Annotated in this window: 24 protein-coding genes; 11 read left to right on the top strand and 13 right to left on the bottom strand. The window is 45.2% G+C overall.

Going from position 1 to position 23,159, the window contains the following annotated elements:
- Nucleotides 1-108 precede the first annotated feature (108 nt).
- Nucleotides 109-2,343 carry an NADP-dependent isocitrate dehydrogenase gene (locus tag PKF022_RS02075; protein ID WP_281777036.1) on the bottom strand — a complete coding sequence of 745 codons (2,235 nt, stop codon included), beginning with the start codon at nucleotides 2,341-2,343 and terminating at the stop codon, nucleotides 109-111.
- Nucleotides 2,344-2,600: 257 nt separating this feature from the next.
- Here PKF022_RS02075 and PKF022_RS02070 point away from each other — a divergent pair, with 257 nt between their 5' ends.
- Nucleotides 2,601-3,776, top strand: coding sequence for an MFS transporter (locus tag PKF022_RS02070; protein WP_281777452.1), 1,176 nt, complete (start codon nucleotides 2,601-2,603; stop codon nucleotides 3,774-3,776).
- Here the strand turns inward: PKF022_RS02070 and PKF022_RS02065 are convergent.
- Nucleotides 3,773-4,789 (bottom strand): DUF6352 family protein, encoded by a 1,017-nt coding sequence (locus tag PKF022_RS02065; protein WP_281777035.1) that lies wholly within the window; start codon nucleotides 4,787-4,789, stop codon nucleotides 3,773-3,775. The genes PKF022_RS02070 and PKF022_RS02065 overlap by 4 nt on opposite strands.
- A gap of 87 nt (nucleotides 4,790-4,876) precedes the next feature.
- Between PKF022_RS02065 and PKF022_RS02060 the strand changes: the two genes are divergently transcribed.
- Complete coding sequence (locus PKF022_RS02060) at nucleotides 4,877-5,224, top strand: FKBP-type peptidyl-prolyl cis-trans isomerase (protein WP_281777034.1); 348 nt, start codon at nucleotides 4,877-4,879, stop codon at nucleotides 5,222-5,224.
- 71 nt (nucleotides 5,225-5,295) lie between these two features.
- On the opposite strand, the gene PKF022_RS02055 is transcribed toward PKF022_RS02060, so the two are convergent.
- The gene (locus PKF022_RS02055) at nucleotides 5,296-6,285 is read right to left on the bottom strand and encodes a transglycosylase SLT domain-containing protein (protein ID WP_281777033.1); all 990 of its coding nucleotides are present in this window, start codon (nucleotides 6,283-6,285) and stop codon (nucleotides 5,296-5,298) included.
- A 509-nt stretch (nucleotides 6,286-6,794) separates the two neighbouring features.
- On the opposite strand from PKF022_RS02055, the gene PKF022_RS02050 reads away from it, so the two are divergent.
- Nucleotides 6,795-7,820 (top strand): DNA/RNA non-specific endonuclease, encoded by a 1,026-nt coding sequence (locus PKF022_RS02050; RefSeq protein ID WP_281777032.1) that lies wholly within the window; start codon nucleotides 6,795-6,797, stop codon nucleotides 7,818-7,820.
- On the opposite strand, the gene PKF022_RS02045 is transcribed toward PKF022_RS02050, so the two are convergent.
- Nucleotides 7,812-8,054, bottom strand: a complete 243-nt coding sequence (locus PKF022_RS02045; protein ID WP_281777031.1) for a DUF3820 family protein — start codon at nucleotides 8,052-8,054, stop codon at nucleotides 7,812-7,814. The two genes, PKF022_RS02050 and PKF022_RS02045, sit on opposite strands and share 9 nt — an antisense overlap.
- 152 nt (nucleotides 8,055-8,206) lie before the next feature.
- Here PKF022_RS02045 and PKF022_RS02040 point away from each other — a divergent pair, with 152 nt between their 5' ends.
- The 5 genes from PKF022_RS02040 to PKF022_RS02020 are packed head-to-tail and all read left to right on the top strand — an operon-like array spanning nucleotide 8,207 to nucleotide 11,144.
- A complete protein-coding gene (locus PKF022_RS02040) occupies nucleotides 8,207-9,121 on the top strand; it encodes a DUF6662 family protein (RefSeq protein WP_281777030.1) in 915 nt (304 codons plus the stop codon).
- 19 nt (nucleotides 9,122-9,140) lie between these two features.
- On the top strand, nucleotides 9,141-9,320 hold the full coding sequence (locus tag PKF022_RS02035; RefSeq protein ID WP_281777029.1) for a hypothetical protein: 180 nt from the start codon (nucleotides 9,141-9,143) through the stop codon (nucleotides 9,318-9,320).
- Nucleotides 9,321-9,328: 8 nt separating this feature from the next.
- Nucleotides 9,329-9,901, top strand: coding sequence for an FMN-binding protein (locus PKF022_RS02030; protein ID WP_281777028.1), 573 nt, complete (start codon nucleotides 9,329-9,331; stop codon nucleotides 9,899-9,901).
- A complete protein-coding gene (locus PKF022_RS02025; RefSeq protein WP_281777027.1) occupies nucleotides 9,898-10,722 on the top strand; it encodes an FAD:protein FMN transferase in 825 nt (274 codons plus the stop codon). The genes PKF022_RS02030 and PKF022_RS02025 overlap by 4 nt, the downstream gene beginning before the upstream one ends.
- On the top strand, nucleotides 10,719-11,144 hold the full coding sequence (locus PKF022_RS02020; protein WP_281777026.1) for a hypothetical protein: 426 nt from the start codon (nucleotides 10,719-10,721) through the stop codon (nucleotides 11,142-11,144). The genes PKF022_RS02025 and PKF022_RS02020 overlap by 4 nt, the downstream gene beginning before the upstream one ends.
- A 5-nt stretch (nucleotides 11,145-11,149) precedes the next feature.
- Here the strand turns inward: PKF022_RS02020 and PKF022_RS02015 are convergent, their stop codons facing one another.
- Nucleotides 11,150-11,461, bottom strand: a complete 312-nt coding sequence (locus PKF022_RS02015; protein ID WP_281777025.1) for a metalloregulator ArsR/SmtB family transcription factor — start codon at nucleotides 11,459-11,461, stop codon at nucleotides 11,150-11,152.
- A gap of 1 nt (nucleotide 11,462) precedes the next feature.
- On the bottom strand, nucleotides 11,463-12,335 hold the full coding sequence (locus PKF022_RS02010; RefSeq protein WP_281777024.1) for an MBL fold metallo-hydrolase: 873 nt from the start codon (nucleotides 12,333-12,335) through the stop codon (nucleotides 11,463-11,465).
- Nucleotides 12,336-12,426: 91 nt separating this feature from the next.
- Here PKF022_RS02010 and PKF022_RS02005 point away from each other — a divergent pair, with 91 nt between their 5' ends.
- On the top strand, nucleotides 12,427-13,245 hold the full coding sequence (locus PKF022_RS02005) for a sulfite exporter TauE/SafE family protein (protein ID WP_281777023.1): 819 nt from the start codon (nucleotides 12,427-12,429) through the stop codon (nucleotides 13,243-13,245).
- 119 nt (nucleotides 13,246-13,364) lie between these two features.
- The gene (locus tag PKF022_RS02000; RefSeq protein WP_281777022.1) at nucleotides 13,365-13,805 is read left to right on the top strand and encodes a hypothetical protein; all 441 of its coding nucleotides are present in this window, start codon (nucleotides 13,365-13,367) and stop codon (nucleotides 13,803-13,805) included.
- A gap of 57 nt (nucleotides 13,806-13,862) precedes the next feature.
- On the opposite strand, the gene PKF022_RS01995 is transcribed toward PKF022_RS02000, so the two are convergent.
- The 6 genes from PKF022_RS01995 to PKF022_RS01970 all read right to left on the bottom strand — a co-directional run bounded on the left by PKF022_RS01995 (nucleotide 13,863) and on the right by PKF022_RS01970 (nucleotide 21,447).
- Nucleotides 13,863-14,591: an ABC transporter ATP-binding protein gene (locus tag PKF022_RS01995; protein ID WP_215348454.1), complete on the bottom strand. Its 729-nt coding sequence runs from the start codon at nucleotides 14,589-14,591 to the stop codon at nucleotides 13,863-13,865.
- Between the two features lie 30 nt (nucleotides 14,592-14,621).
- Nucleotides 14,622-16,550 (bottom strand): branched-chain amino acid ABC transporter ATP-binding protein/permease, encoded by a 1,929-nt coding sequence (locus tag PKF022_RS01990; RefSeq protein WP_281777021.1) that lies wholly within the window; start codon nucleotides 16,548-16,550, stop codon nucleotides 14,622-14,624.
- Entirely contained in the window at nucleotides 16,550-17,428 is an 879-nt protein-coding gene (locus tag PKF022_RS01985) for a branched-chain amino acid ABC transporter permease (protein ID WP_216213919.1), read from the bottom strand. The genes PKF022_RS01990 and PKF022_RS01985 overlap by 1 nt, the downstream gene beginning before the upstream one ends.
- 145 nt (nucleotides 17,429-17,573) lie before the next feature.
- A complete protein-coding gene (locus PKF022_RS01980; protein WP_281777020.1) occupies nucleotides 17,574-18,758 on the bottom strand; it encodes an ABC transporter substrate-binding protein in 1,185 nt (394 codons plus the stop codon).
- 144 nt (nucleotides 18,759-18,902) lie between these two features.
- Nucleotides 18,903-19,820 (bottom strand): EamA family transporter, encoded by a 918-nt coding sequence (locus tag PKF022_RS01975; RefSeq protein ID WP_281777019.1) that lies wholly within the window; start codon nucleotides 19,818-19,820, stop codon nucleotides 18,903-18,905.
- Nucleotides 19,813-21,447: a GMC family oxidoreductase N-terminal domain-containing protein gene (locus PKF022_RS01970; protein ID WP_281777018.1), complete on the bottom strand. Its 1,635-nt coding sequence runs from the start codon at nucleotides 21,445-21,447 to the stop codon at nucleotides 19,813-19,815. Before PKF022_RS01970 ends, PKF022_RS01975 begins: the two co-directional genes overlap by 8 nt.
- A 111-nt stretch (nucleotides 21,448-21,558) precedes the next feature.
- Between PKF022_RS01970 and yjgA the strand changes: the two genes are divergently transcribed.
- On the top strand, nucleotides 21,559-22,086 hold the full coding sequence (gene yjgA / locus PKF022_RS01965; RefSeq protein ID WP_281777017.1) for a ribosome biogenesis factor YjgA: 528 nt from the start codon (nucleotides 21,559-21,561) through the stop codon (nucleotides 22,084-22,086).
- Between the two features lie 9 nt (nucleotides 22,087-22,095).
- Here yjgA and PKF022_RS01960 read toward each other — a convergent pair whose 3' ends face one another.
- On the bottom strand, nucleotides 22,096-23,157 hold the full coding sequence (locus tag PKF022_RS01960; protein ID WP_281777016.1) for an acyltransferase: 1,062 nt from the start codon (nucleotides 23,155-23,157) through the stop codon (nucleotides 22,096-22,098).
- Nucleotides 23,158-23,159: the final 2 nt, after the last annotated feature.

Genomic DNA, 23,159 nt, shown 5'->3' with positions numbered 1-23,159 from the left:
CACTCAAAGATAGTAAGTAAGGATTTATAAATTAAAAAGGCAAACCCGAAGGTTTGCCTATAAATGCTATACCTAATTCAAAAATTAAGTACTTAGCGCTTTCACCTATTAAATTCTTGCCGCCTTGAGAGCTGCATTGAAAGTAGGGCTAGGACGCATTACAGCCTTGCACTTTTCTGGGTCAGCTACAAAGTAACCACCAATATCCGCTGGTTTACCTTGAACAGCCTTGAGTTCATCTGCGATCTTTTGCTCATTCGCAATCAGAGTTTTAGCTAAAGGTGCAAAGAAGGCCTGCAATTCTTTATCTTCAGTTTGAGCAGCCAGAGCCTCAGCCCAGTACATTGCCAAGTAGAACTGGCTACCGCGGTTATCTAACTCGCCAGTACGCGGTGAAGGTGACTTATTGTTATCCAACAACTTGCCAGTCGCCTCATCCAATGTACGCGCCAAGATTTTCACTTTATTGTTACCTGTCTTATCGCCGATATCTTCAAGAGACACCGCTAAAGCCAAGAACTCACCCAGTGAGTCCCAACGCAAATGGTTTTCTTCTACCAACTGTTGAACGTGTTTTGGAGCGGAACCACCTGCACCAGTTTCAAACAAGCCGCCACCAGCCATCAAAGGCACGATAGATAACATCTTCGCGCTAGTTCCTAATTCCATAATCGGGAACAAGTCGGTGAGGTAGTCACGCAAAATATTACCAGTTACAGAAATAGTGTCCTTGCCACGAATCACACGCTCTAAGGTGTAGCGCATTGCGCGTGTCTGGGACATGATCTGAATGTCAACGCCTGTTAGATCGTAGTCTTTAAGGTAAGTATTTACCTTCTTGATCAACTCAGCTTCATGTGGGCGGTACTCATCAAGCCAGAATACTGCTGGAGTATTAGAAAGACGTGCACGATTAACAGCCAACTTGACCCAGTCACGAATTGGCGCATCTTTAACCTGACACATACGCCAAATATCGCCCTCTTCTACATTTTGCTCGAGCAATACAGTGCCATCATCAGCAACAATACGCGCTACACCAGCTTCTGGAATTTCAAAAGTCTTGTCGTGTGAACCGTACTCTTCGGCTTGTTGAGCCATCAAACCCACGTTTGGAACAGTACCCATGGTTGTTGGATCAAAGTTACCGTGGGTCTTACAGAAATTAATCATTTCTTGATAGATGCGGGCAAAAGTACTTTCTGGGATCACGGCCTTGGTGTCATGCAAACGACCATCTGCACCCCACATCTTGCCGCCAACTCGAATCATGGCAGGCATAGAAGCATCCACGATCACGTCGCTTGGGGAATGAAGGTTAGTAATTCCTTTAGCAGAGTCAACCATCGCCAATGCTGGACGATGTTCGTGGCAAGCATGCAAGTCCTGAATAATTTCTTCGCGCTTAGATTCTGGCAAAGTTTTGATTTTTTCATACAAGCTGCTCATACCGTTATTGGCATTCACGCCCAGCTCTTCAAATAACTTAGCGTGCTTTGTAAAGGCGTCTTTGTAGAAAATCTTCACGGCGTGACCAAATACGATCGGATGTGAAACCTTCATCATGGTTGCCTTCACATGCAAGGACAACATCATGCCAGTCTTGTAAGCATCTTCGATTTCTTTCTCGTAGAACTCACATAGCGCTTTTTTGCTCATGTACATGCTGTCGATAATTTCGCCAGCTAACAAGGAAACTTTTGGCTTCAGGACGATAGTCTTGCCGCTCTTGGTTACCAAGTCCATCTTGACATCGCAAGCCTTGGTCATTGTCATGGACTTCTCGCTAGAGTAGAAGTCGCCACCATGCATGTGAGATACGTGTGTACGTGAAGCTTGGCTCCACTCACCCATGGAGTGCGGATTTTTACGAGCGTAACGCTTTACAGCAGGTGGCGCACGGCGATCTGAATTGCCTTCACGCAACACTGGGTTAACCGAGCTACCCAAGCACTTAGAGTAACGAGTGCGAATTGCCTTCTCTTCATCTGTTTTTGGATCTTCAGGGAAATTCGGGATCTTATAGCCTTTAGATTGCAACTCTTTAATAGCCGCTAATAACTGAGGTACAGAAGCGCTAATGTTTGGCAACTTAATGATGTTTGTGTCAGGCAATAAGGTCATCTTACCGAGCGCGCCCAAGTTATCTGGAACTTGCTGCTCAGGAGTTAGGCAATCAGAAAACTCAGCCAAGATACGTGCAGCAACAGAAATGTCGCTCTTCACAATCTCTACGCCAGCAGGTGCCGTAAAAGTACGAATAATTGGCAGAAATGCGCAAGTCGCCAAAAGCGGCGCTTCATCTGTCAGCGTATAAATAATCTTTGATTTCTCTGAAGCCATGAATGTTTCCTCAATTTTGAAAAAATTACAGAGTCAGGTTTTTACCCTGTTGCCCTCAAACCCTCATTTTGCAAGTCGCTTTTAGCGCACTTATTGCCAATGAGGCGAGTCCTCCATTTTAAATCATTGGACCTGGCAAAAATGGTGGTTTTGCCCGTGAAAATAGCTAATTAAGAGTCATTTAAGGGAATTCACCAAGCTCACTAAAGCTGCAAATTCACCGTAAACTGCAAGCCATGACCAGCAAACACCCCTTACTGAATCGAAACCTGGTGCTGCTGATCATTTGTCAGGGCTTATTCCTCACCAATAACGTCACTTTTATTGCTATTAATGGGCTTGTAGGCCTCAGCCTAGCACCAGTCAGCTGGATGGCCACCCTACCCGTCATGGGCTACGTAGTTGGAGGCGCCTTTTCTACTTCCATCGTGGCTAAATCCCAGAATTATTTTGGACGCAAGATTTCATTTCAACTGGGTCTGCTAGTGGCAATGCTCTCCGCCCTTTTATGCGCCTATGCTGCTGTGAGCAAAAACTTTTGGCTTTTGGTTGCAGGAACCTTTATTGCTGGCTACTACAGCGCCAATGGTCAGCTTTATCGCTTTGCTGCAGCAGAACTGACAGATCTAAAGCAACGTGACAAAGCCGTTTCTTGGGTGCTTGCCGGTGGCATCCTTGGCGCTGTTATCGGACCTAACCTCGCCTCATGGACACGAGACCTCTTTGATACCGCCTTCCTGGGCGCCTACCTGACCCTTTCTATCGCTGGCTTCATTGGCATCTTTGTGATGCAGTTCATTCACTTCCCCCAAGAGTTAAAGACTCAACACTCACTCTCTGATGGGCGCCCCTTAAGCGTGATTCTTCGTCAGCCTGTATTTGTTGTTGCCATCATTGGTGCAGCTTTAGGTTATGGGGTGATGAATCTATTAATGGCGGCCACGCCCTTAGCAATGCAAATCTGCGGACTTCCTTTCTCGGACACCGCCTTAGTTCTAGAGTGGCATGTGATTGGTATGTTTGCACCTGGATTTTTTACGGGCTCACTCATCCAGAGATTTGGCACATTAAAGATTATGGGCGTCGGAGTGCTACTGAACTTCATCTGTATCGCCATTGCGCTTACCGGCACTGACCTACATCAATTCTTTATTGCTTTATTTTTACTAGGTGTCGGCTGGAACTTTTTATTTACCGGAGCCACCTCTCTGGCGATGACAGCCTATCAACCAAACGAACGAGACAAAGCTCAAGCGGCAATTAACTTTTTTGTCTTTGGCACCATGGCTTTCACCTCTTTTGGTTCAGGTGCCCTCGTCACCTCTCATGGGTGGAGCATTCTGAATTGGGGATCACTGATTCCTGTAGTGATTACCGGTCTTGCACTTTACTGGCTCGCTCAGCAGCGCAAAAAGTCCCAAGCAATTGTTTAAGAAACTTTTGCCAGCGGTAAGTTAAATAATAGGTTTTGCGGTTTTAACTTGAGCTGCTGTTGATCATTCATAGCAATAGCCATATAGACCGGTTTGCCTGCCTGAGCCTTGGCTACAGCAGCCTCGTCAATAAAATCCAGACGAAATAAACAAATCACTTTTTGCAACTCATCTGCCTCAACTAACTCTTTGTTATAAAGCTTATTCAGAATTTCTGTTGCAGCTGCATCCAAGCCAACATGCCATGACCACTTGGGATCGCTAATTTGCTGCATAGGTGTTATGCGCACACTGACACCCAAGAAGTGCTTAACCCATTTCTCTAAAACACGGCAAAAACGATTAATAGGCTCGTGTCCAAAATTCAATTGCACTGCTAAATCGAAATCTTCGTTGCGCGACCAATACTCCTCAGCATTGTCCTCATGAAGCACATCTAAATCCGCTGATCTCATGGTCATGGACTTACCCTTTAGCAAATCCATGATGTTGCCCGTATCGCCTGCCTGGGCATTGCGAGCGACCACCTCTTCATCGGCGCCCATCACGATGCCATCCTCAATGATGGTAATTTTTTGAGTTCTAAAAAAGAGCTCTCCCATGCGCACTTCCAATGGGTGCGCGTCATCACCCAAAATATGCCTGATAAAGATTTGGGCCAGCAGGGAGATAAATAAGGGTGGAACATCCACCCCCTCGCCTTTAAAGAGGCTCATATAAAAAGCCTCTAAAGAGCTGGCTGACAAAAGGCGCGCTCGATAGCGCAACCAGACACGATAGTTCTCCTGAATATCTTCATCAGCCATTGAGGTGATTTCAGTTTCAACCACTTCAGCACGAGGGTTTTCTGTTAAACGCTGGTGAAGCGATCGCTCAGCAGGGCACGATTCAGGCACTAGTGCGAGCTCAGGCCTTGCCATGTAGGTGCGCAGAAAGTCGTCTGTAACCAGCAACTGGCGGTCAGGGCTGATTGCCAGAGTCTTATATGCGGAATTTGCCCAATAATTTGTCATACGTTTTAACTAAAGTGAGGGTGCCATCAAAATTTACAAAGCTCAGAATATACTAGCCAGTCAATTTGTGTGAAATAGGAAAACATCATGAGTGAACTCAAAAAAATCGATACCGTTGTAGGTGAAGGCAAAGAAGCCGCAGCAGGCAATCATGTAGATGTGCATTACACCGGCTGGTTGTTTGACGAGAAAGCCCCTGACCACAAAGGTCAAAAGTTTGATAGCTCATTAGATCGCGGTCAACTCTTTAGCTTTCCATTAGGCGCAGGCCATGTTATTAAGGGCTGGGATGAAGGCGTAGCGGGCATGAAAATTGGTGGCAAACGCACATTGATTATTCCTTCTGAAATGGGCTATGGTCCCCGTGGTGCAGGCGGTGTTATTCCCCCAAATACGACTCTTGTATTTGATGTGGAATTACACGGCGTTAACTAAAAATTGAGTAGATAGCAAAGCAAAAGCCACCCGAGGGTGGCTTTTTAATTACTTAAGCAGTGGTCTAGAAATTAAGAACGCAAGTCTTTGCCATTCAAGGTAAGGCGATTCGTAGAGCGGTTTTGGCACAAACTAATAAGACGATTTCTTTCAGCGATTACCTTGTCAGCATAGCCGCCATCATCCTCAGCATTGGCAGCGCCTACATAGTATTTCAGGCCATTACGCAATGAACCTGCTGTAGCAATCAGGTATTTCAGAATATAGGCGCCAACGCGAATATTGACTTCTGGCTTAACAGCTTCAGACGTGCCGCCAAAGATTGCGTATTTATCTTTATGCACTGAAGTCATTACCTGCATCAAACCTTCAGCACCTGCATGACTCTTAGTATTGGGATTGAAATTCGATTCCACCGAGATCACAGCCAATAATAGAACTGGATCAATGTTGACTTCTTTGGCAATCAAGATGGTATTAGAAACATACTCTTCAATTTTGGCGCGATCCAATTTGTATTTCTTTTCAAAGAAATCTGCTACGGCTCTTTGGTTCTGAAGCGAGCCCATAAGGTTGCTATCTAATGCCTGTGGATCAATCTTGGAAGTTGGAATGCGATCTGATAAATGAGAAATCGACTTGACCTGCATTTGCGCAACAGAGGGCATTAGCAAAGCGACTGTTTGCTGCTTAGCACTTGCCAAACCTGTAGTAGCTGGTAACTTTGACTTGTTATAAATTACTGCGGCGATACCGGCATCAGTAGTCTGGGTAGCAATATCGTTGGAGTCTTTGTACTGGTTGAGCATCTCAAAGCCATTACTCCAAACCATATGACGCGCCTCATCCGGAACCAGAATGCGAGCAAGATCAAAAGGGCCGGCATTGGTACCGTTGCCCGAGAGCCAGAGACCAACCACCATAAATACAGTAACAACGAGTAAGCCATTAATGACTCGATAGACTGGAGCCATGGCGTGCGAGAGCAGCTCTTTAGCGGCCGACAAGGTAGGCTGCGCATTCTGCATATCGCTCAAATTGTTAGGTAAACATTTACTCATTCATTGTTTGCAAAACCTCAAAAAACTGGACTACCATTTTATGCTGCATTGCAATATCTTAAAAACATGGGTCATCCTAAGAAGTTTCTTATATCAAGTCAAGAATAAAGAACTAGAAAACAATAACTTATTGATCTAGAAATTCGGGAGATCCCGTATATGTACCCTAAAAAACATATATAAGTTAATGAAATCAATAGCTTATGAAAGTTAGGGATCGCTAATTTCACTCTATAAAAAAATGACTAAAGGGGTACTTTTTTTCATTTTTCTTTATAAATTGAAGTCCATAAAAACATACATCTAGTGCTTTTACTCTTTTACTTTTCTAGGGGTAGTAGGCAACACGAGCCTTTTGTAATGAGCCTCCAACCAAAGCAGATTCGGCAATAAGCCTCTCTTAAGTCATGGCAAAAGGTCAACAATGTCCAAATTTCTTATTAGCCATGGAGCTAGTTCAATGTAAAAAGTGAGCAATGCCTTTAGGAGAGGTCCTACACTTAAACACCATGAAATTCTTTCGCAACCTAGTAGCCCTTGCAGCGCTTTCAGCTTCACTACATTCTTTTGCAGCCTTTGAAGACTGCAGGAATCTGTTTCCCCATCAGCAAATACCAACCAGCACTCAAGTTGGGCGAGACCTCTGCTTTGACAGCTTTGCGATTTATTACTCCCCGCAGGATAAGAAACCTATCTATACAGTAGAGAAACTCAACAAAGAACAATTTTCTACCCCGCACCCGCGCAGAAGTAATCAGTTTTACGAGGAGGCCAGGCTGCCCTTCTCAGAACGAGCCTTACTCTCAGATTACCGTGGCAGCGGCTATGATCGCGGCCACAATGCACCCGCAGGCGATATGAGCAATGAGCGCTCAATGGCCCAGTCATTCTCTCTGGCAAATATGATGCCCCAGGCTAGACAAAATAATCAGGGCATCTGGGCGAAAAATGTAGAAGAACCTACACGAGCCTACGTTAAAAGAGCTACCGGTGATATTTATGTATTTACCGGCTCTGTTGGTAATAGCGGCAGTATTGGTAGAAGTCGCGTGACGATTCCGAGTCATCTATACAAATTAGTTTACGATCCAAACAAAAATACTGCTTGGGCTTATTGGGTTGAAAACACCAATGAAGCCAATATGACGTCGCCCATCTCATACAAAGAGCTGGTTCAAAAAACAGGGATTGATTTTCATTTACCTGAGCTGAGCGATACCATCAAGCCAGATGCAGTACCCGTAGAACCCTCTAAAATAGTGGGTCAGAAGCTATTCACTGGTGGTTGGTATCCCGTATTTTTTGATGCATATTCCTCAAGCAAGCTCAATGGAGTCATTGATAACATCAAGGCGGGCAAGGTGGAGAGTATTCAGGTTCAATATGACCGCAATGAAACTCTTGCCAGGCAAATCACTTCTCAAATCGAATCTCAAACCAATCTCAAGGTTGCTTTAATGCAAAGCAGCCCACCAGAGTCTGCAACGGTGACCTACGAACGTAATCGCGTCACACTCATCATTCGCTCAAAGTAATTTCGACTTTGCCTGAATACCATGCGCTCGTTGTATTGGCGCCAGTAATCCACGCAAACCATTGTGATCTAGCGTGTGCATCAACTCTAGAAGCTGCCCCAGCTCGCTTTTAGGAAAACCTTCGCGCGCAAACCACGCTAAATAGTTCCCCGGCAAATCCGCCAACGCACGTCCAGCGTATTTACCAAAGGGCATCTTCATCAAAACGAGTTTTTCTAGAGACTCTGCATTCATCCAGGGAAATCTTACAAGCAAACCAGAAAGGACTTATAGATTCCGCCATTTTTAGGTTCATGGTCATTTAATTAGTTGAGAATCATTCTCATTTAGTGTTATATTGAGAACCGTTCTCATTTAGACTTTTTAACCATCAACCTCAAATGATCATGAAATTAACCATTAATAGACTCCTTGCCTTTAGCTTCTTCCTTGTTGCCACTCTTCACTTTTCCTTTGCCAATGCGGGCGAGGGAGCGTTTGGCTGGATTTACACCTTAGATCTTCAACCCAAGGGCAAGCTGGAATTTGAGCAGCGTCTACAGCTGAATAAACAGCAAGCCGCGGGAACTTACGATGCCTGGACCGCAAGAACTGAACTTGAATATGGCCTCACCAATGACTTACAGGTAGCGGGCTATATCAACTCCTACTACACGAGTGCCGATCAGAATTACACCAATCCAGAGGCGTGCGGTGATACACCAACTTGTACGGGTGGATACGGCGTGCCCTCTTCGCATGATCCATCTACAGCCTATAGAAAAAGTGGTATTGAAGGCGGCTCTCTTGAAGCTATCTACCGCCTGACCAATCCAGTCACCTCACCAGTGGGCGTAGGCCTCTATCTCGAACCAACATGGGGTAGAAATAAAGATGAGCTAGAAGCAAGACTTTTGCTGCAATCTAACTTTATTGATGATCGCCTGATCTTGGCGGGTAACGTTGTGGTTGCTAATGAACGCCTGAAGTTTATTGAAAATGGCAATGTTCCTGAATCGATGCTGGATTTCTTAGTTGGCGCTAGCTATCGCTTTGCTCCCAAATGGTCAGCCGGAGTTGAGGCCCGTTTTCATAACGACTACTCTGAGTTGAATTTACGCAATCAAGTACAAAGAGCAACTTTTGTCGGACCCAATATGCACTATGCAGCTAAAGATTGGTGGGTCACTGGCGCATGGCGCTATCAGCTTGCAGGCGGAACCTGCATGGGCGGCGGCGAAGCTGAATGCTCAAATGCACGTGTTTGGGACAGTCACTCTGTGAACGAATTCATTGTCAAAGTTGGCTTCCCTCTTAACTGATAACTAAGCGAAAGAATCTATGGAAATTCAAAACCTATTAGTTGCAGCCCTGACTCATTTAGTGAAATTTCAGGCTACGCAATGCCAAACTGCTAAACAAAGAGCGCTCATGATGTTTGAAAAACTCTCCAATCTACAGGACATCCATCCAGAAATCCAGGCGCTTTGTAATGAAGCAAACGAATTACTCACCGCATAAATGAACTCATGATCTGGAAACCTTACCCGCTAGCTGCAATTGGCTTAGCAATGATGAGTGCACCCATCATTGCGCATGCAAAAATTTATGTTTCTGTAGAGCAGGCGCAGAAAATCCTCTTACCAAATAAGGCGCTTACTAAGACGCCCATCATCATTACCGATGATCTACAAGAAAGGATGCGAGCAGCATCAAGCATTCGCCACCCTTTTCAAGGAGATCGCATCTGGAGGGCATCTGACGGTAGTTGGCTAGTCATTGATGGGGTAGTTGGTAAACATGAAATGATTACCTATGCTGTTGCCATCAATCCCAGCGGCAGCATCTCTGGCATTGAAATACTGGAATATGTGGAGTCTTATGGCTATGAAGTGGCTGAAGCGCAATGGCGTAAGCAATTTATTGGTAAGACTGCACATGACCCTATTAAGCTCAACCAGGATATTCAAAATATTGGGGGTGCCACTCTTTCTTGTAAGCACCTGACCGATGGAGTGAAGCGAGTTGCTGTCCTATATGAATTAGCTCTGAAAAGCGCTCCCGCACCTGTCGGCCAAATCCAAACTCTCAAAGCAAAATGATTCGATGTAAACCTCTGCTGGGGACTTTTGTAGAAATCTCCACTCAAGAAGATAAGAATGGCTTATTGGCGATTGAGAACGCATTTGCCGCAATCCAACAAGTGCAGGATCTCATGGGATTTCATCATCCTGATACTCAACTTAGTGTTATTAACCAACTCGCCCATAGGGAGGCCGTTGAAGTTCATCCATGGACAGCCCAAGTAATTAAGGTTGCCAAAGAAGTTCATCTTGCATCAGGTGGTCTATTCAATTGTGGCATTGGACATCGCTTGGTTGCTGCAGGCTTACTGCCACGGCACATTACCTTCACAAATCATGATCTTGGTGGAATTGAAGATATTCAGTTCTTAGCTCCCGATCTCATCAAATCGGCACGTCCAGTCTGCCTGGACCTTGGTGGCATCGCTAAAGGATTTGCAGTGGATATGGCGGTGCGAGTCTTAATCTCCGAGGGAATTACTTCGGGCTCCGTCAATGCTGGTGGTGATTTGCGCGTGTTTGGTAAAACCGCCCTACCAATTCAGGTTCGCGATCCAGAACTTCCTAACAGACTGATTGAGATTGGCTCCTTGAAAGATGGCGCCATTGCCACCAGCAGCCTTTACTTCGCAAAAAGGGATCAACAGATTAGCCACATCATTAACCCCCTAGCTCAGAATTTTTCCGAAGTACATGCTGAGGTTTTAGGCTCCTTCTCCATTCTCGCTAAAGAGTGCGTCTATGCAGATGCCCTCACCAAAGTCTTGGCCTTAACAAATAATGAGTATCACCCCTGTTTCTCACACTTTTCAGCACAAGCACTGAGGATTACTATATGAGTCGACTTGGGAAAATGCCAAACTGGCAAAGAACATTTGTCATTCTCGGGATAATGACCTGCTCTATCACTGGCCTCATGTATCTACTGGGCCATCAGTTTCAAATTCAGAGAGCCGCTCTTGGCACTCACAGTATCCTGGCTGCTCATGGCATTGCTGCTATCTTGGCAACCCTAGCTCTTGGTTCAGTGCTGTCATTTCATATTAAGGCTGGCTACAAGTCTCAAAAGAAACGATGGAGCGGCTTTAGTCAATTGAGCTTACTTACTCTGCTGCTTGTTACTGTCGCCTTACTGTATTACGGTCCCGAAGAAATTCGAGACATTACGGTCGATACCCACTGGATGACTGGCTTACTCTTTTTTGTTATCTTTTTGCTGCATGCATTTCAAAAAATTTGCGGCAGTAGCCACGGCAGGTAAATCGACTACTTTTTGCAATAGTGCTTATAGAGCAGACTCATTACCGCCACAGCAACCTCACTGGCCAGAGAATAGTAAATTTGCTTACCCTCTCTGCGTGTCTTAACTAGCTTTTCTTTGCGAAGCACGGTTAATTGCTGAGATAGTGTAGGCTGATGAAGATCTAAGGCGAGCTCTAACTCACTGACGCATTTTTCGCCTTGGCCGATTTCACATAACAGCATCATGCGGTCGCTATTGGATAGAACCTTCATTAACTTACAGGCATCAGCAGCTGACGCCTGCATTTTCTTGAGTTCAGATTTGGTAATCGTCATATTAAAGAGCGTTTAATGGGATTTTTAAATAGGATTTGCCATTCGCTTCAGGCTCAGGCAGATGACCTGCACGTATGTTGACCTGAATCGATGGCAATATCAGAGTAGGCATATCTAGGGTCGCATCCCGCTTACTGCGCATTTGCACGAACTGCTCCTCGGTGACTCCGTCGTGCACATGGATATTAGACTTCTTCTCCTCACCCACGGTTGTGCAATACGCCTCAGGACGATCTGTTGGCGGATAGTCATGGCACATATACAGCTTTGTCTCATCAGGATATGCGAGCACCTTCTGAATAGATCGATATAAAGTCTGGGCGCTACCGCCTGGAAAGTCACAACGCGCTGTACCGACATCAGGCATGAAGAGGGTGTCCCCAACAAATAGTGCATCCCCAATTTCATATGCCATGCAAGCTGGGGTATGGCCAGGCACATAGAGAGCCTTTAAGGAGAGGTTGCCGAACTGCAGTGATTCACCGTCTTTTAGTAAATGATCAAATTGAGATCCATCAATTGCAAATTGCTCATCAAGATTGAAAACACCCTTAAATACGTTTTGCACACTGGTGATGTGATCGCCAATGACAATCTTGCCGCCTAACTTACTCTGAATATAGGGGGCTGCCGTTAGATGATCAGCATGAGCATGCGTTTCTAGGATCCAAGTTAACTGCAATTGCTCGCCTTGAATAAAGCTGATGACTTCGTCAGCAGACCCTGTAGTTGTTCTGCCTGATTTGGGGTCATAGTTCAATACGGAGTCTATGACTACGCAGGGACTTTTTTTGCCTCCATAAACTACATAGGTAAAAGTCCAGGTTTCTGGATCAAAGAATGCCTTAACTTCAGCGCTTGGTTTTGGGTTCATAGCAGGCTTTCCTAAAAATACCTTGATTACCGCTCAAAAAGAGTATTTGATATATATATTTATATATTATCTTAATATAAAATTAATTGCAATGGACTACTCAATCTTCATCAGCCCCGCCCTAGGCCTTATCGTAGGTTTGTTAATGGGTCTTACCGGCGCAGGTGGCGGCATTCTGTCTGTCCCCCTGCTGGTATTTGTTCTACATCTTCCAATAGCGGAGGCAGCGCCAGTCTCTCTTTCTGCTATTGCACTCTCTGCAGGTGTAGGCGCACTACTTGGACTGAAGAATAAAATTTTGCGGTACAAAGCAGCTGGCTTCATGGCGTTATTTGGACTTCTCCTATCGCCACTAGGTCTTTGGGCAGCACAAAGAGTTCCTAACGCTCCGCTACTAATTCTTTTTAGTGCCACGCTGTTTTTTGTCTCAATCCGCTTACTACTTCAAGCTAGAAGAGAAATCCTTCATCTCCCCATGAAAAAGCGCAGCCCACCGCCATGCTTACTCAATCCAGAGCTTGGTAAATTAAGTTGGAGCATTCCTTGCGCTAGATCTCTCATGTTTTCTGGATGCTGGGCGGGATTCTTATCTGGATTACTGGGAGTAGGCGGCGGCTTTGTGATTGTCCCAGCCTTAAAGCGCTATACAGATTTGCCAGTGCAATCAATTGTTGCCACCTCACTAGGCGTACTTGCCATCATCTCTAGCGGAGGGGTAGTATTTTCAGCCATATCAGGCAATCTAGATTTAACGCTGGCAGCACCTTTTTCCATAGGTGCCTTATGCGGTCTTCTAATGGGTCGAGCATTGGGCAAAAAAATAAGCGGTCCAAGGCTGCAACAAATTTTTGCCATACTCACATTTGGAGTTGCAATCAGCCTCACCATTAAAGGCATTAATGCCTTATGAGAAAAACCCTGCAATCTCTAGTCTATATACTGATAATCAGCCTTTTGGGAGTTCTGCTGATGTCCATAAGTAAACCAAGCTCTTTGCTATCCAGTTCTATAAGTTCGATTTCTGGCACGGTGAGCAATCTTAATAATGAATTGCTCGAATACGTAAACCCTGAAAAGCCCACCCACGACCATTCCTCGGTCTACTACAAGCGCTTTTTTATCTCTACATTTAATTTGGGAGATAAGGCAATCGAAGCCAAGTTTTCAGCACCGATGCAGATTGCAGATGGCGATCAAATTACAGTAGCTGGATATCAAAAGGGTGAGTCCCTTCAGGTTCTCGCCTATAACAACCAAACTCAACAAGTCAGCAGCAATGAGAATTGGATCATCCTCGGACTAGGAGCGCTCTTCTTTTTTGCCGTAGCGATTGGCTTACTCAATAGTGAATTAGTAGCTGAAGGCGCATTGATACCCAAGCTCTTTTTGTTTGGATTTACTGTAGTAGCTATATACATGGGGTATCGCGCCCTGCTGATACGAGAAGCGGTAAAGCTTTTAGCTAGCTAAAAAGAAAAAGCCCTTATTACTAAGGGCTTTTTTATTACCGGTAGTTTGGATAACTACTTAGTGGCCACCAGCACCACCCAAGTAAGCTGCTTTCACAGCAGGATCATCCTTGAGCTTAGCAGCAGGTCCGTGAGTAGCGATCTTGCCGTTCTCAAGCACATAACCGTAGTCAGCCACATTCAATGCTGCAGCAGCAAACTGCTCAACCAACAACATGGTCACACCCTGTGACTTCAGGTTAGAGATGATCTTAAATACTTCCTCAACCAAAATTGGTGCCAGACCCATCGATGGCTCATCCAAAAGAATAATCTCTGGATTGAGCATCACTGCACGGGCCATTGCCAACATTTGTTGCTCGCCACCAGATAGCGTTCCCGCCAATTGATTGCGACGCTCTTTCAAGCGAGGAAACATTTCAAGAGACTTTTCTAAGTCATTCTTGATATCGCCTTTTGGACGGCTACCTGTAAAGCGTGGAAATGCGCCCAACAATAAATTGTCGGTAACTGACATCGTCGTAAATACGCGACGACCTTCAGGGCTGTGAGCCAAACCCAAGCGAGCGATTTTATGAGAGTCGTAACCATCAATTTTTTCACCACCTAGAGTGACCTCACCAGCTGTTGGCTTGATCATGCCAGTGATAGCACGCATGGTTGTTGTTTTGCCGGCGCCGTTTGAGCCAATCAAAGTAATGACTTGCCCTTTTGGAACATCAATATTGATGCCGTGGAGGACTTTGACTTTACCGTAGCCTGCTTCAAGATTCTTAATAGATAACATGGTATTTACCGATTCAATATGTTCTAGTGATTAAGTACCCAAGTAGGCATGAATCACCTTCTCGTCTGCCTGAACTTCAGCTGGTTTACCTTCTGCAATCTTCTGACCGAAGTCCAATACAGAAACGGTATCGCAAACTGACATCACCACATCCATGTGATGCTCAATCAGGATGAAGGTAATACCACTATCGCGGATCTTACGAATAATGCGCAAGAGTTCTTTAATGTCAGGAGCTGTCAAGCCTGCTGCTGGCTCATCCAACAAAAGCAACTCAGGATCCAATGCCAAAGCACGGGCAATCTCGAGCAAACGTTGCTTACCGTATGGCAAGTTACGTGCTTCTTCATTGGCCAAGTCATCCAAGCCAACGAACTTGAGGAGCGCCATTGCACGACCATGGGCTTCAGCCTCTTCTCGCTTGTAGCGTGGCAGATTCAATGCAATCTCCACCATGTTCGACTTAAAGGTGTGATGCAAGCCAACCAAAATATTTTGGATAGCAGTCATTTCGCCGAAAAGCTGAACGTTTTGGAAGGTACGAGCGATACCAGATAAGGCGATGTCGGAAGATGTCTTACCAACAACGCTTTCACCAGCGTATAAAACGTTACCAGCTGTAGGTACATAAATACCTGTCAATACGTTCATCATCGTGCTCTTACCGGAACCGTTAGGACCGATCAAACCATGAATAGTGCCGCGCTTGATGCTCAGATCAACATTGTTCAAGGCCTTCAGGCCACCGAACTGCATCAATACAGAGTCAACTTTCAAGAGCTCAGCGCCAGCATTTGCGTTGGATACATTGCTAATGAAGCTGATAGAGTCATCAACTACTTCAGCATCACCACCACGAGTAGTTTTAGCTTTGCCAACGATTGACTGGTAGAAGCTCTTCGCAAAACCAACAATACCGTTTTGCAAGTAGTACACCACCAACAAAATCATGAAGCCGAAAATACTCAAGCGCCAGTCAGAAATCGTATTGAGCCAGAATGAGAATGCTGCCAAGCCCACTACGCCGGCGATAGGTACAGCAACGCGACGCGGGGTTGTAGTCTTCTTGGACAAGGCCATGCCAGCACCAACCACCACTACAACCGCAATAATCGAGGCAACGATACGGAACAAATTGATGTCGTCCAAGAGTTTTGGCAACAATACAATAATAGCTGCACCAATCAAGGCACCTAGGCGAGACTTACGTCCACCCATGATGATGCCGAGCAAGAACAAAACAGCAAGTTCGTTGTTGTAAGTATTTGGTGAAATATATTGCTCAGAGTAGGCGTACAAGCAACCAGCCAAACCTGCAAAGGCAGCGCTGATCACAAATGCGATCACTTTAAAGCGATATACGGATACGCCCATACAGTCACAGGCAATTGGGCTATCACGCAATGCTTCAAAAGCGCGACCAATTTGTGACTTCACAAAACGGTCTACAACGATCATAGAAATGATCAAGATAATGCCAACCATCCAGAAGTACTCTGCTTTGGTCATTGGCACGCCCATTAAATCAGGCTTCGGAATCTTGATGCCCAATGGGCCTTCAGTCAACCAAGTCATCTCATTAATGAGAATCTGTGCAATCGTTCCGAAAGCCAAGGTCACCATCGCCAAATACGGTCCAATTACCTTCAGGGCTGGCAATGCCAAGATACCGCCGAAGATAGAGGTCACGATGATAGATGCAGGTAGAGTTCCCCAAATCGTCCAACCGAAATGGAAGTACAAAACACCAGCGGTGTATGAGCCGATACCAAACAGAGCTGCGTGACCTAAGGAAACCTGACCAACATAACCCACCACGATATCCAAACCATATAACAAGATGGTGTAGATGAGAATGGTTTCAACTAAGTGAATGTAATAAGGGTTATGGACAAACAACGGCAAACAAAAGAGTGCCGCAATCGCAATTAATAGCGGTATTAGAGACTTCTTCATCATTAAACTTTCTTAATTGCAGATTTGCCGAATAGACCAGATGGTTTGTATGCCAATACAAGCAATAACAAAATCAAACCTGGAACATCTTTATAACCAGTAGAGACATAGAAGCCGGTAGCTGTTTCGACAATACCCAAAATCAGACCGCCCACAATGATGCCCATGCCGCTAGACAAGCCGCCAATAATCGCCACTGCGAATGCCTTTAAGCCCAGTGCGCCACCCATAGTTGCACCAGTCAGTGTCAATGGTGCAATCAACACGCCAGCAAAGGCGGCAGTCAAAGAGGAGAGTGCATAAGAGAATGTAATTACTACGCTGGTATTAATACCCATCAAGCCAGCAGCATCACGGTCGTTTGCTGTTGCCACAACCGCCTTACCGTAAATTGTTTTACGGTTAAAAAATTCTACTAACAACATCATGACTAATGCGCCAAACACCACTAAAATTTCCATTGGCAGAATACTTGCGCCCAAGAAATTCATTGGTTCCATTGGTAATGGAGATGGGAATGGCAATGCGTCACGGCCCCAAATGTTTTCTGCCACGTTCTTGAAAATAATGCCGAGAGCGATAGTGGACATAATCCATCCAAACTCGGATTTAATTTTGATCGCAGGACGTACGCCGATTAATTCAACGAAGCTGCCCTGAATCATGCCGAATAAACAAACGACTGGAATCATGACCCAGTAGTTCATGCCAAAAGTGTCAACGCAGGTTAAACCTACGAGGGCACCCAACATCAGCGCTTCACCTTGACCGAAGTTCAAAGTGCCTGATGTGGCAAAGGTGAGCTGGAAACCGAAAGCGATTACCGCATAGATCATCCCCACAGCGATACCGCTCGAGAGGATTTGTGCAAGCATGTCCATTTTGTTGGCCTAAAAGATACTTAAAACTGTTTTATTAACGAATCCGACATTGTAAGCAAAACGCCGCTTTTTGGGCGGCGCTTTGTTTTATCAATTGCTGCGGTGCAAAATATTGAATTATTCTGCACTGCCTGAGTAAATTGAATTACTTCTTCTTGGGTGCTGCGTCCTCAGCATTCAAGAACTCAACACGGCCGTTTTCAACCACACCCATCACTACGTCTTTCATCTTGATAGCGTCGTGATCAGTTGCAGAGAATGGCTTGTTGTAAGTAATAACAACACCATCAACTGGAGTCTTCAGATCTTGCAATGCTGCAACAATCTTTGGTCCTTCTGTGCTGTTTGCTTGCTTAATCGCTGCAGCCAAGAGGTAAACAGAGTCATATCCTTGTGCTGCAGAAACTGGAGATGCAATGTTATTGTTCTTTGGCTTGAACTCGGCCAAGTAAGCAGCTTGGAAAGCTTTACGCTTAGCTGTTGTAGATGGAGTCTGAATGTAAGTTTGTGGCATTGTTGCGCCGTTACCATTCTTACCAGCAGTATCAATAAAGCTAGCCATAGACAATGTCCATGAACCGATCATTGGCTTTTTCCAACCCAACTTCGCCATGCCGTTAGCAATTTGTGCCAACTCAGGTCCGATCGCGTAAGTCAAAATTACTTCAGCGCCAGCATTTTTTGCTTTGAGTAATTGTGAAGTCATGTCAACGTCACCAATGTTGAATTTCTCAACCGCTACTGGTGTTACGCCATAACCTTTCAACGCCTTCTCTAAGTCTTCACGACCCAACTGACCGTAGTTTGTAGAGTCGGCCAAAATCGCTACTTTCTTCAAGCCACGCTTTTCAACCGCTTCCTTAGCGATCAATGGAGCTTGAATATTGTCAGGAGCAGCATTACGGAAAATATAGTTCTCTGGTGCATTAGGGAACTGCTTAGTCAAGATAGAACCAGTAGCAACGTTATTCATTACTGGAATCTTCGCGTCTTGATAGAAGCGCTGTGAAGCCAATGCAACACCAGTGTTGATGTAACCCAAAGTTGCAACAACTTTTTCATTGTTGATCAATTCTTGTGCAATTTGCACGCCACGCTCATTTTTTGCTTCGTCATCGCGCTCAACCAAAACGATTTTGTTGCCATTGATACCACCAGCAGCATTAATCTCTTTTGTAGCAAGACGTACACCGTCACGCATACTGACACCCATGGAGGCAGAGCCGCCAGTAAATGGACCTGAAACACCAAGTTTGATATCGGCAGCGTAAGCACCGGTTGAAAGCATCGCAGTAGCAGCTACTGCAAAAATGTGACGACGAATGTTCATAAAGTCTCCATGACTAAAAATTGCTAATGAATAAATACTTTTTTATAGGTAAAACACAAACGAACAGTTATCTTACTGTTAATACAAAGGCAAAAAAAGGGGCATCTATTAGGGTTTTACATTAGCCTCTAGGGGCGAAAACTCTTAAGAAAAATGCCGCTTGAGTTTGAGTTCAATGCTTGGCCAGAATAAATTGACTATCAAGCCAGCAATCACTAACCCCGCCGCCTCGATCTTCCATGGGGGCAATGGTTCAGCCAGGAAATAAGCGGCAGCCCCCATACCAAATATAGGCACCAATAAGGGGGCAGGCGCCACAACCGCTGCAGGGTGCTTAGACAGTAGCCAGGCCCAAGCCCCATAACCAAAGAGGGTGTTAGCCCAGGATTGCCATAAAACACCAGCCCAAGCCCATACAGGTGCTGAGGCTAATGAGCTACCCATATGGCTCCAGCCACCCTCAAATAGATAGGACATAACAAATAAGGGTGGAATAGCAAATCCACTTGCCCAAACTACATAGGACAGCATATTGATCGAGCCCGCCCTGCGGCTAACTGTATTAGCCACCCCCCAGGAGAGGCCGGCGAATACAACCAAGGCAAGCCCGAGGAAAGTAGTGTTGGCATCAGTGTGCAACGCAATAACTACCAAACCTGTGATTGCTACTAGCAAGGCTATTGTTTGATAAGTTCGCAAACGCTCTTTGGCAAAGAACATAGCAAAGCCGATAGTAAAAAATACCTGCGTCTGAATCACCAAGGAAGCTAGACCCGGGGAGATACGACCATCGATCGCAAAGTACAGAATTCCGAACTGCCCCACCCCAACAGCAACTCCATAAGTACAGAGATTGACCCATGAGACTTTAGGCATAGGAAAGAAAAGTGCCAAGGGTAAAAAAGCAAAGGTATAGCGAAGCGCGGCAAATAAGAATGGAGAAAAAGAATTGAGGGATAACTTAATCACTACAAAGTTAGTCCCCCATACGGCCACAATGGCCAGTGCCAGCAATAAATGGCTCGCTGGTAATGAATAACTCTTTTGCGAAGCTTTATTCACGCGTGAGTAATTCTGCTACGCGCTCAGCAATCATCATGGTCGGCGCAGCAGTGTTACCTGAAGTAATGGTAGGCATCGCTGAAGCATCCACTACTCGTAGATGATGAATACCTCTCACACGTAACTCAGAATCCAGCACAGCCATTGGATCATCAGCACGCCCCATCTTGCATGTGCCTACTGGATGAAAAATCGTAGTGCCAATATCACCCGCCGCTTTTACCAATTCGGCATCCGTTTGATATTGCATGCCTGGTTTGTATTCTTCAGGAGTAAATGGTTTGAGTGCAGACTGCTCAACAATCTTACGCGTTAAGCGTAAAGATTCTGCAGCTACTTTACGATCCTCATCAGTCGATAAGTAATTAGGACTAATGACTGGTGGCGCTTCTGGATCTGCTGAATTAATGTGCACACTACCGCGTGAAGTAGGGCGCAAATTACAAACACTAGCTGTGAAGGCATTAAAGGAATGCAAGTCCTCGCCAAACTTTTCTAAAGATAAAGGCTGTACGTGATATTCCACGTTGGCACTCTTTTGTTCAGGCGAGCTATAAGCAAACGCGCCCAACTGGGATGGCGCCATAGACATTGGGCCAGAACGTTTTAGCAAATACTCTAAGCCAATCATCATCTTGCCTATCAGCGTATTAGCTTTGGTGTTTAGCGTCTTAATACCATTGACTTTGTAAACCATGCGTAATTGCAAATGGTCTTGCAGATTCTCGCCAACACCTGGTAAATCGGCAACCACCGGAATACCTAATTGATTGAGGTGTGCTGCAGCACCAATGCCAGAGCGCTCCAAGATTTGCACACTACCAATGGCGCCGCCACTTAGCAATACTTCACCGCCATTCTCAATGGCGCATAAGGCTTCATGTGTTTGACCATTCTTGATGTACTCAACTCCATAACAACTTTTAGTTACGGGATCGATCTTGAGTTTGTTCACCATCGCTTCAGTCAATACTGTGAGATTGCTGCGCTTTGCAGCGTCTCTTAAGAATGCTTTAGAAGTATTCAAACGCCAACCAGCACGCTGACTCACATCAAAGTAACCCACGCCAAAGTTATCACCCTGATTAAAGTCATCTGTAGCTGGAATGCCCGCCTCCACCGCAGCTTCTTTAAAGCGATCCATGATGGGCCAACGCAAACGCTGCTTTGAAACGGTCCACTCCCCGCCTTTTCCATGCCACTCATTAGCAGCCCCGTGGTAATCCTCGAATGACTTGTAGCGCTTGAGTGCATTTTCCCAAGACCACGATTCATCACCAGTAGCCTGCACCCAAGACTCATAGTCACGAGCTTGCCCACGCATATAGATCATGCCGTTAATGGATGAACATCCACCCAATACGCGGCCACGGGGATATAACAATGAGCGACCGTTCAAACCTTTTTCAGCAGCAGTTTTAAATCGCCAATCTGCTCTAGGGTTATCAATGCAATATAAATATCCAACCGGAATATGAATCCAGATGTAGTTGTCGTTCTTACCCGCTTCGATCAGCAAGACTTTCTTATTGGGGTTTTCAGTCAAACGCTTAGCCAACATGCAGCCAGCACTTCCTGCTCCAATGATGATGTAGTCGTAAGTGTTTGGGTGATTTGTTGTACTCATGTCTCTGCTTTTTGTATGGCTATTTTTAACTCTATTATTTACCAATTCTCCCAATATGAAGAAATTAGGCAATTCAGCTAGAAACCTCAAATACCCGTCTAAAATAGCCATATGCATATTAATGAGAAGAATCGCACTCCCAAGCTAGTTGAGGCTGATGAGGGCCCCAGCAAGTCAGAGCTAAAGCGCCAAATGACTGAGCGCCAAAAGCTGGCCGAAGTATTGGCCGCCTTGAGTAGCGATGCCCTCAAAACCATTCCGCTAGATGAGGCAATTAAGGCCGCGATTGCCGAAACCAACAAGATTAAAAGTTTTGAGGCAATCCGTCGCCATAAGCAATACCTTGGCAAACTCATGCGCTTCTTAGATGATGAAGAGTTGGATGCGATTCAGAAACGCTTGGACGCGATCCAAGGTGTTAGCAAGGCAGAGACTGCCAAACTGCACTTTCTCGAAAGCTATCGCGAGCGGCTGATTGCAAACGATGAAGCTTTCACCAAAATGATTGAGCAATATCCTGATATGGATATTCAAAACATGCGCACCTTGATTCGTAATGCACGCAAGGAAAAAGAGCAAAACAAGCCACCTAAGGCTTATCGCGAGATCTTCCGCGCACTGAAGGATATGGGGCTGTAATCTTTTAGATTAGATCTTGAGTTTATTTGCTGGAACCTCTATCCAGCGATAAAGATAATTTGCTGCAATCACACTAGTTATAACTACCGCTAGTATTAATGTTATTGCTAACGCACCACTTTCATGCGCGTGTATTCCTGATGCAATGTAGATGGTGTTGGCCAGCAAAATAAATGCGAAGTGAATTAAGAATGCAGAGTAAGAGCGCTGGCTTCCCCAGGCGATAGCCTTTGCCCAGCCCTTCTGAATAATGGCTTTAGGATATTGAGTATCACCCCATAAATACAAAGCCAGGGCCACAAACCAAGCAAGGAAATTTCTGAGCCAAACTTGTTGGAATGAAGCTGCAGCAATAATTAAACCAATCAAAATCAATGCCACCTTAGCAAAGCGCTGGATACCTGCATCTTGAAAGCGACTTGCTAAGTAAGCTAAAACTCCTAAACCATATGAGCCAATAAAGTAAATGAAATAGGCTTCATAGTCAGCCGAACGATTAAAGAACAGCAAAGAACTAACGGCTAGAACGCTAATTAACCAAATCAATGCTTGATATCTCGGAAAAGAGATTAACAAAATTGCCAGCACGGAATACAGCTGCCAATCAATCGCGACATACCAAGCGCCAGCAGAAATCGAATCAAGACCCAAGATTCCTTGGATAAAAAAGAGGTGCGCCAAAAATTGCGATAGCGTTTCTGATTCCCCAATGAATTCATCATTGACCCAGAGGCGCGCAATATATGCGCACGCAATAGTAAAAATAAGTGCGATAGCGTATGGTGCAAACAAGCGCAGATAACGATTCAGAATGAGCTTGAGCAAACTATTGGCACTAAATTTGAGGTTAGCGTAACGACTCAAAGATTGAGCGGCCAAATATCCGGCCATCACTAGGAAGATTTGCACAGCATAGCGCCCATACTCAAATAGCCAAGTCATCAGACCCGGAAGAACGCGGCGTGCATCCTCGGCAATTTGCCCATAACTAGAGAGGTGATGCAGGATGATTAACAAGGCCGCAAAGACCTTTAGGAGATCAATCAGAAAAAGCGGGGCTACTTTCTTCAAGA

Origin of the sequence: Polynucleobacter sp. KF022 (assembly GCF_027924105.1) — a bacterium.
Lineage (GTDB): Bacteria > Pseudomonadota > Gammaproteobacteria > Burkholderiales > Burkholderiaceae > Polynucleobacter.
This window is presented reverse-complemented; position numbering and strand designations above follow the sequence as displayed.

Bases quoted from the DNA above. Each gene is read 5' to 3' on its own strand.
- PKF022_RS02075 (WP_281777036.1), bottom strand. From the start codon at position 2,343: ATGGCTTCAGAGAAATCAAAGATTATTTATACGCTGACAGATGAAGCG.
- PKF022_RS02065 (WP_281777035.1), bottom strand. From the start codon at position 4,789: ATGACAAATTATTGGGCAAATTCCGCATATAAGACTCTGGCAATCAGC.
- PKF022_RS02060 (WP_281777034.1), top strand. From the start codon at position 4,877: ATGAGTGAACTCAAAAAAATCGATACCGTTGTAGGTGAAGGCAAAGAA.
- PKF022_RS02055 (WP_281777033.1), bottom strand. From the start codon at position 6,285: ATGAGTAAATGTTTACCTAACAATTTGAGCGATATGCAGAATGCGCAG.
- PKF022_RS02050 (WP_281777032.1), top strand. From the start codon at position 6,795: ATGAAATTCTTTCGCAACCTAGTAGCCCTTGCAGCGCTTTCAGCTTCA.
- PKF022_RS02045 (WP_281777031.1), bottom strand. From the start codon at position 8,054: ATGAATGCAGAGTCTCTAGAAAAACTCGTTTTGATGAAGATGCCCTTT.
- PKF022_RS02040 (WP_281777030.1), top strand. From the start codon at position 8,207: ATGAAATTAACCATTAATAGACTCCTTGCCTTTAGCTTCTTCCTTGTT.
- PKF022_RS02035 (WP_281777029.1), top strand. From the start codon at position 9,141: ATGGAAATTCAAAACCTATTAGTTGCAGCCCTGACTCATTTAGTGAAA.
- PKF022_RS02030 (WP_281777028.1), top strand. From the start codon at position 9,329: ATGATCTGGAAACCTTACCCGCTAGCTGCAATTGGCTTAGCAATGATG.
- PKF022_RS02025 (WP_281777027.1), top strand. From the start codon at position 9,898: ATGATTCGATGTAAACCTCTGCTGGGGACTTTTGTAGAAATCTCCACT.
- PKF022_RS02020 (WP_281777026.1), top strand. From the start codon at position 10,719: ATGAGTCGACTTGGGAAAATGCCAAACTGGCAAAGAACATTTGTCATT.
- PKF022_RS02015 (WP_281777025.1), bottom strand. From the start codon at position 11,461: ATGACGATTACCAAATCTGAACTCAAGAAAATGCAGGCGTCAGCTGCT.
- PKF022_RS02010 (WP_281777024.1), bottom strand. From the start codon at position 12,335: ATGAACCCAAAACCAAGCGCTGAAGTTAAGGCATTCTTTGATCCAGAA.
- PKF022_RS02005 (WP_281777023.1), top strand. From the start codon at position 12,427: ATGGACTACTCAATCTTCATCAGCCCCGCCCTAGGCCTTATCGTAGGT.
- PKF022_RS01995 (WP_215348454.1), bottom strand. From the start codon at position 14,591: ATGTTATCTATTAAGAATCTTGAAGCAGGCTACGGTAAAGTCAAAGTC.
- PKF022_RS01990 (WP_281777021.1), bottom strand. From the start codon at position 16,550: ATGATGAAGAAGTCTCTAATACCGCTATTAATTGCGATTGCGGCACTC.
- PKF022_RS01985 (WP_216213919.1), bottom strand. From the start codon at position 17,428: ATGGACATGCTTGCACAAATCCTCTCGAGCGGTATCGCTGTGGGGATG.
- PKF022_RS01980 (WP_281777020.1), bottom strand. From the start codon at position 18,758: ATGAACATTCGTCGTCACATTTTTGCAGTAGCTGCTACTGCGATGCTT.
- PKF022_RS01970 (WP_281777018.1), bottom strand. From the start codon at position 21,447: ATGAGTACAACAAATCACCCAAACACTTACGACTACATCATCATTGGA.
- yjgA (WP_281777017.1), top strand. From the start codon at position 21,559: ATGCATATTAATGAGAAGAATCGCACTCCCAAGCTAGTTGAGGCTGAT.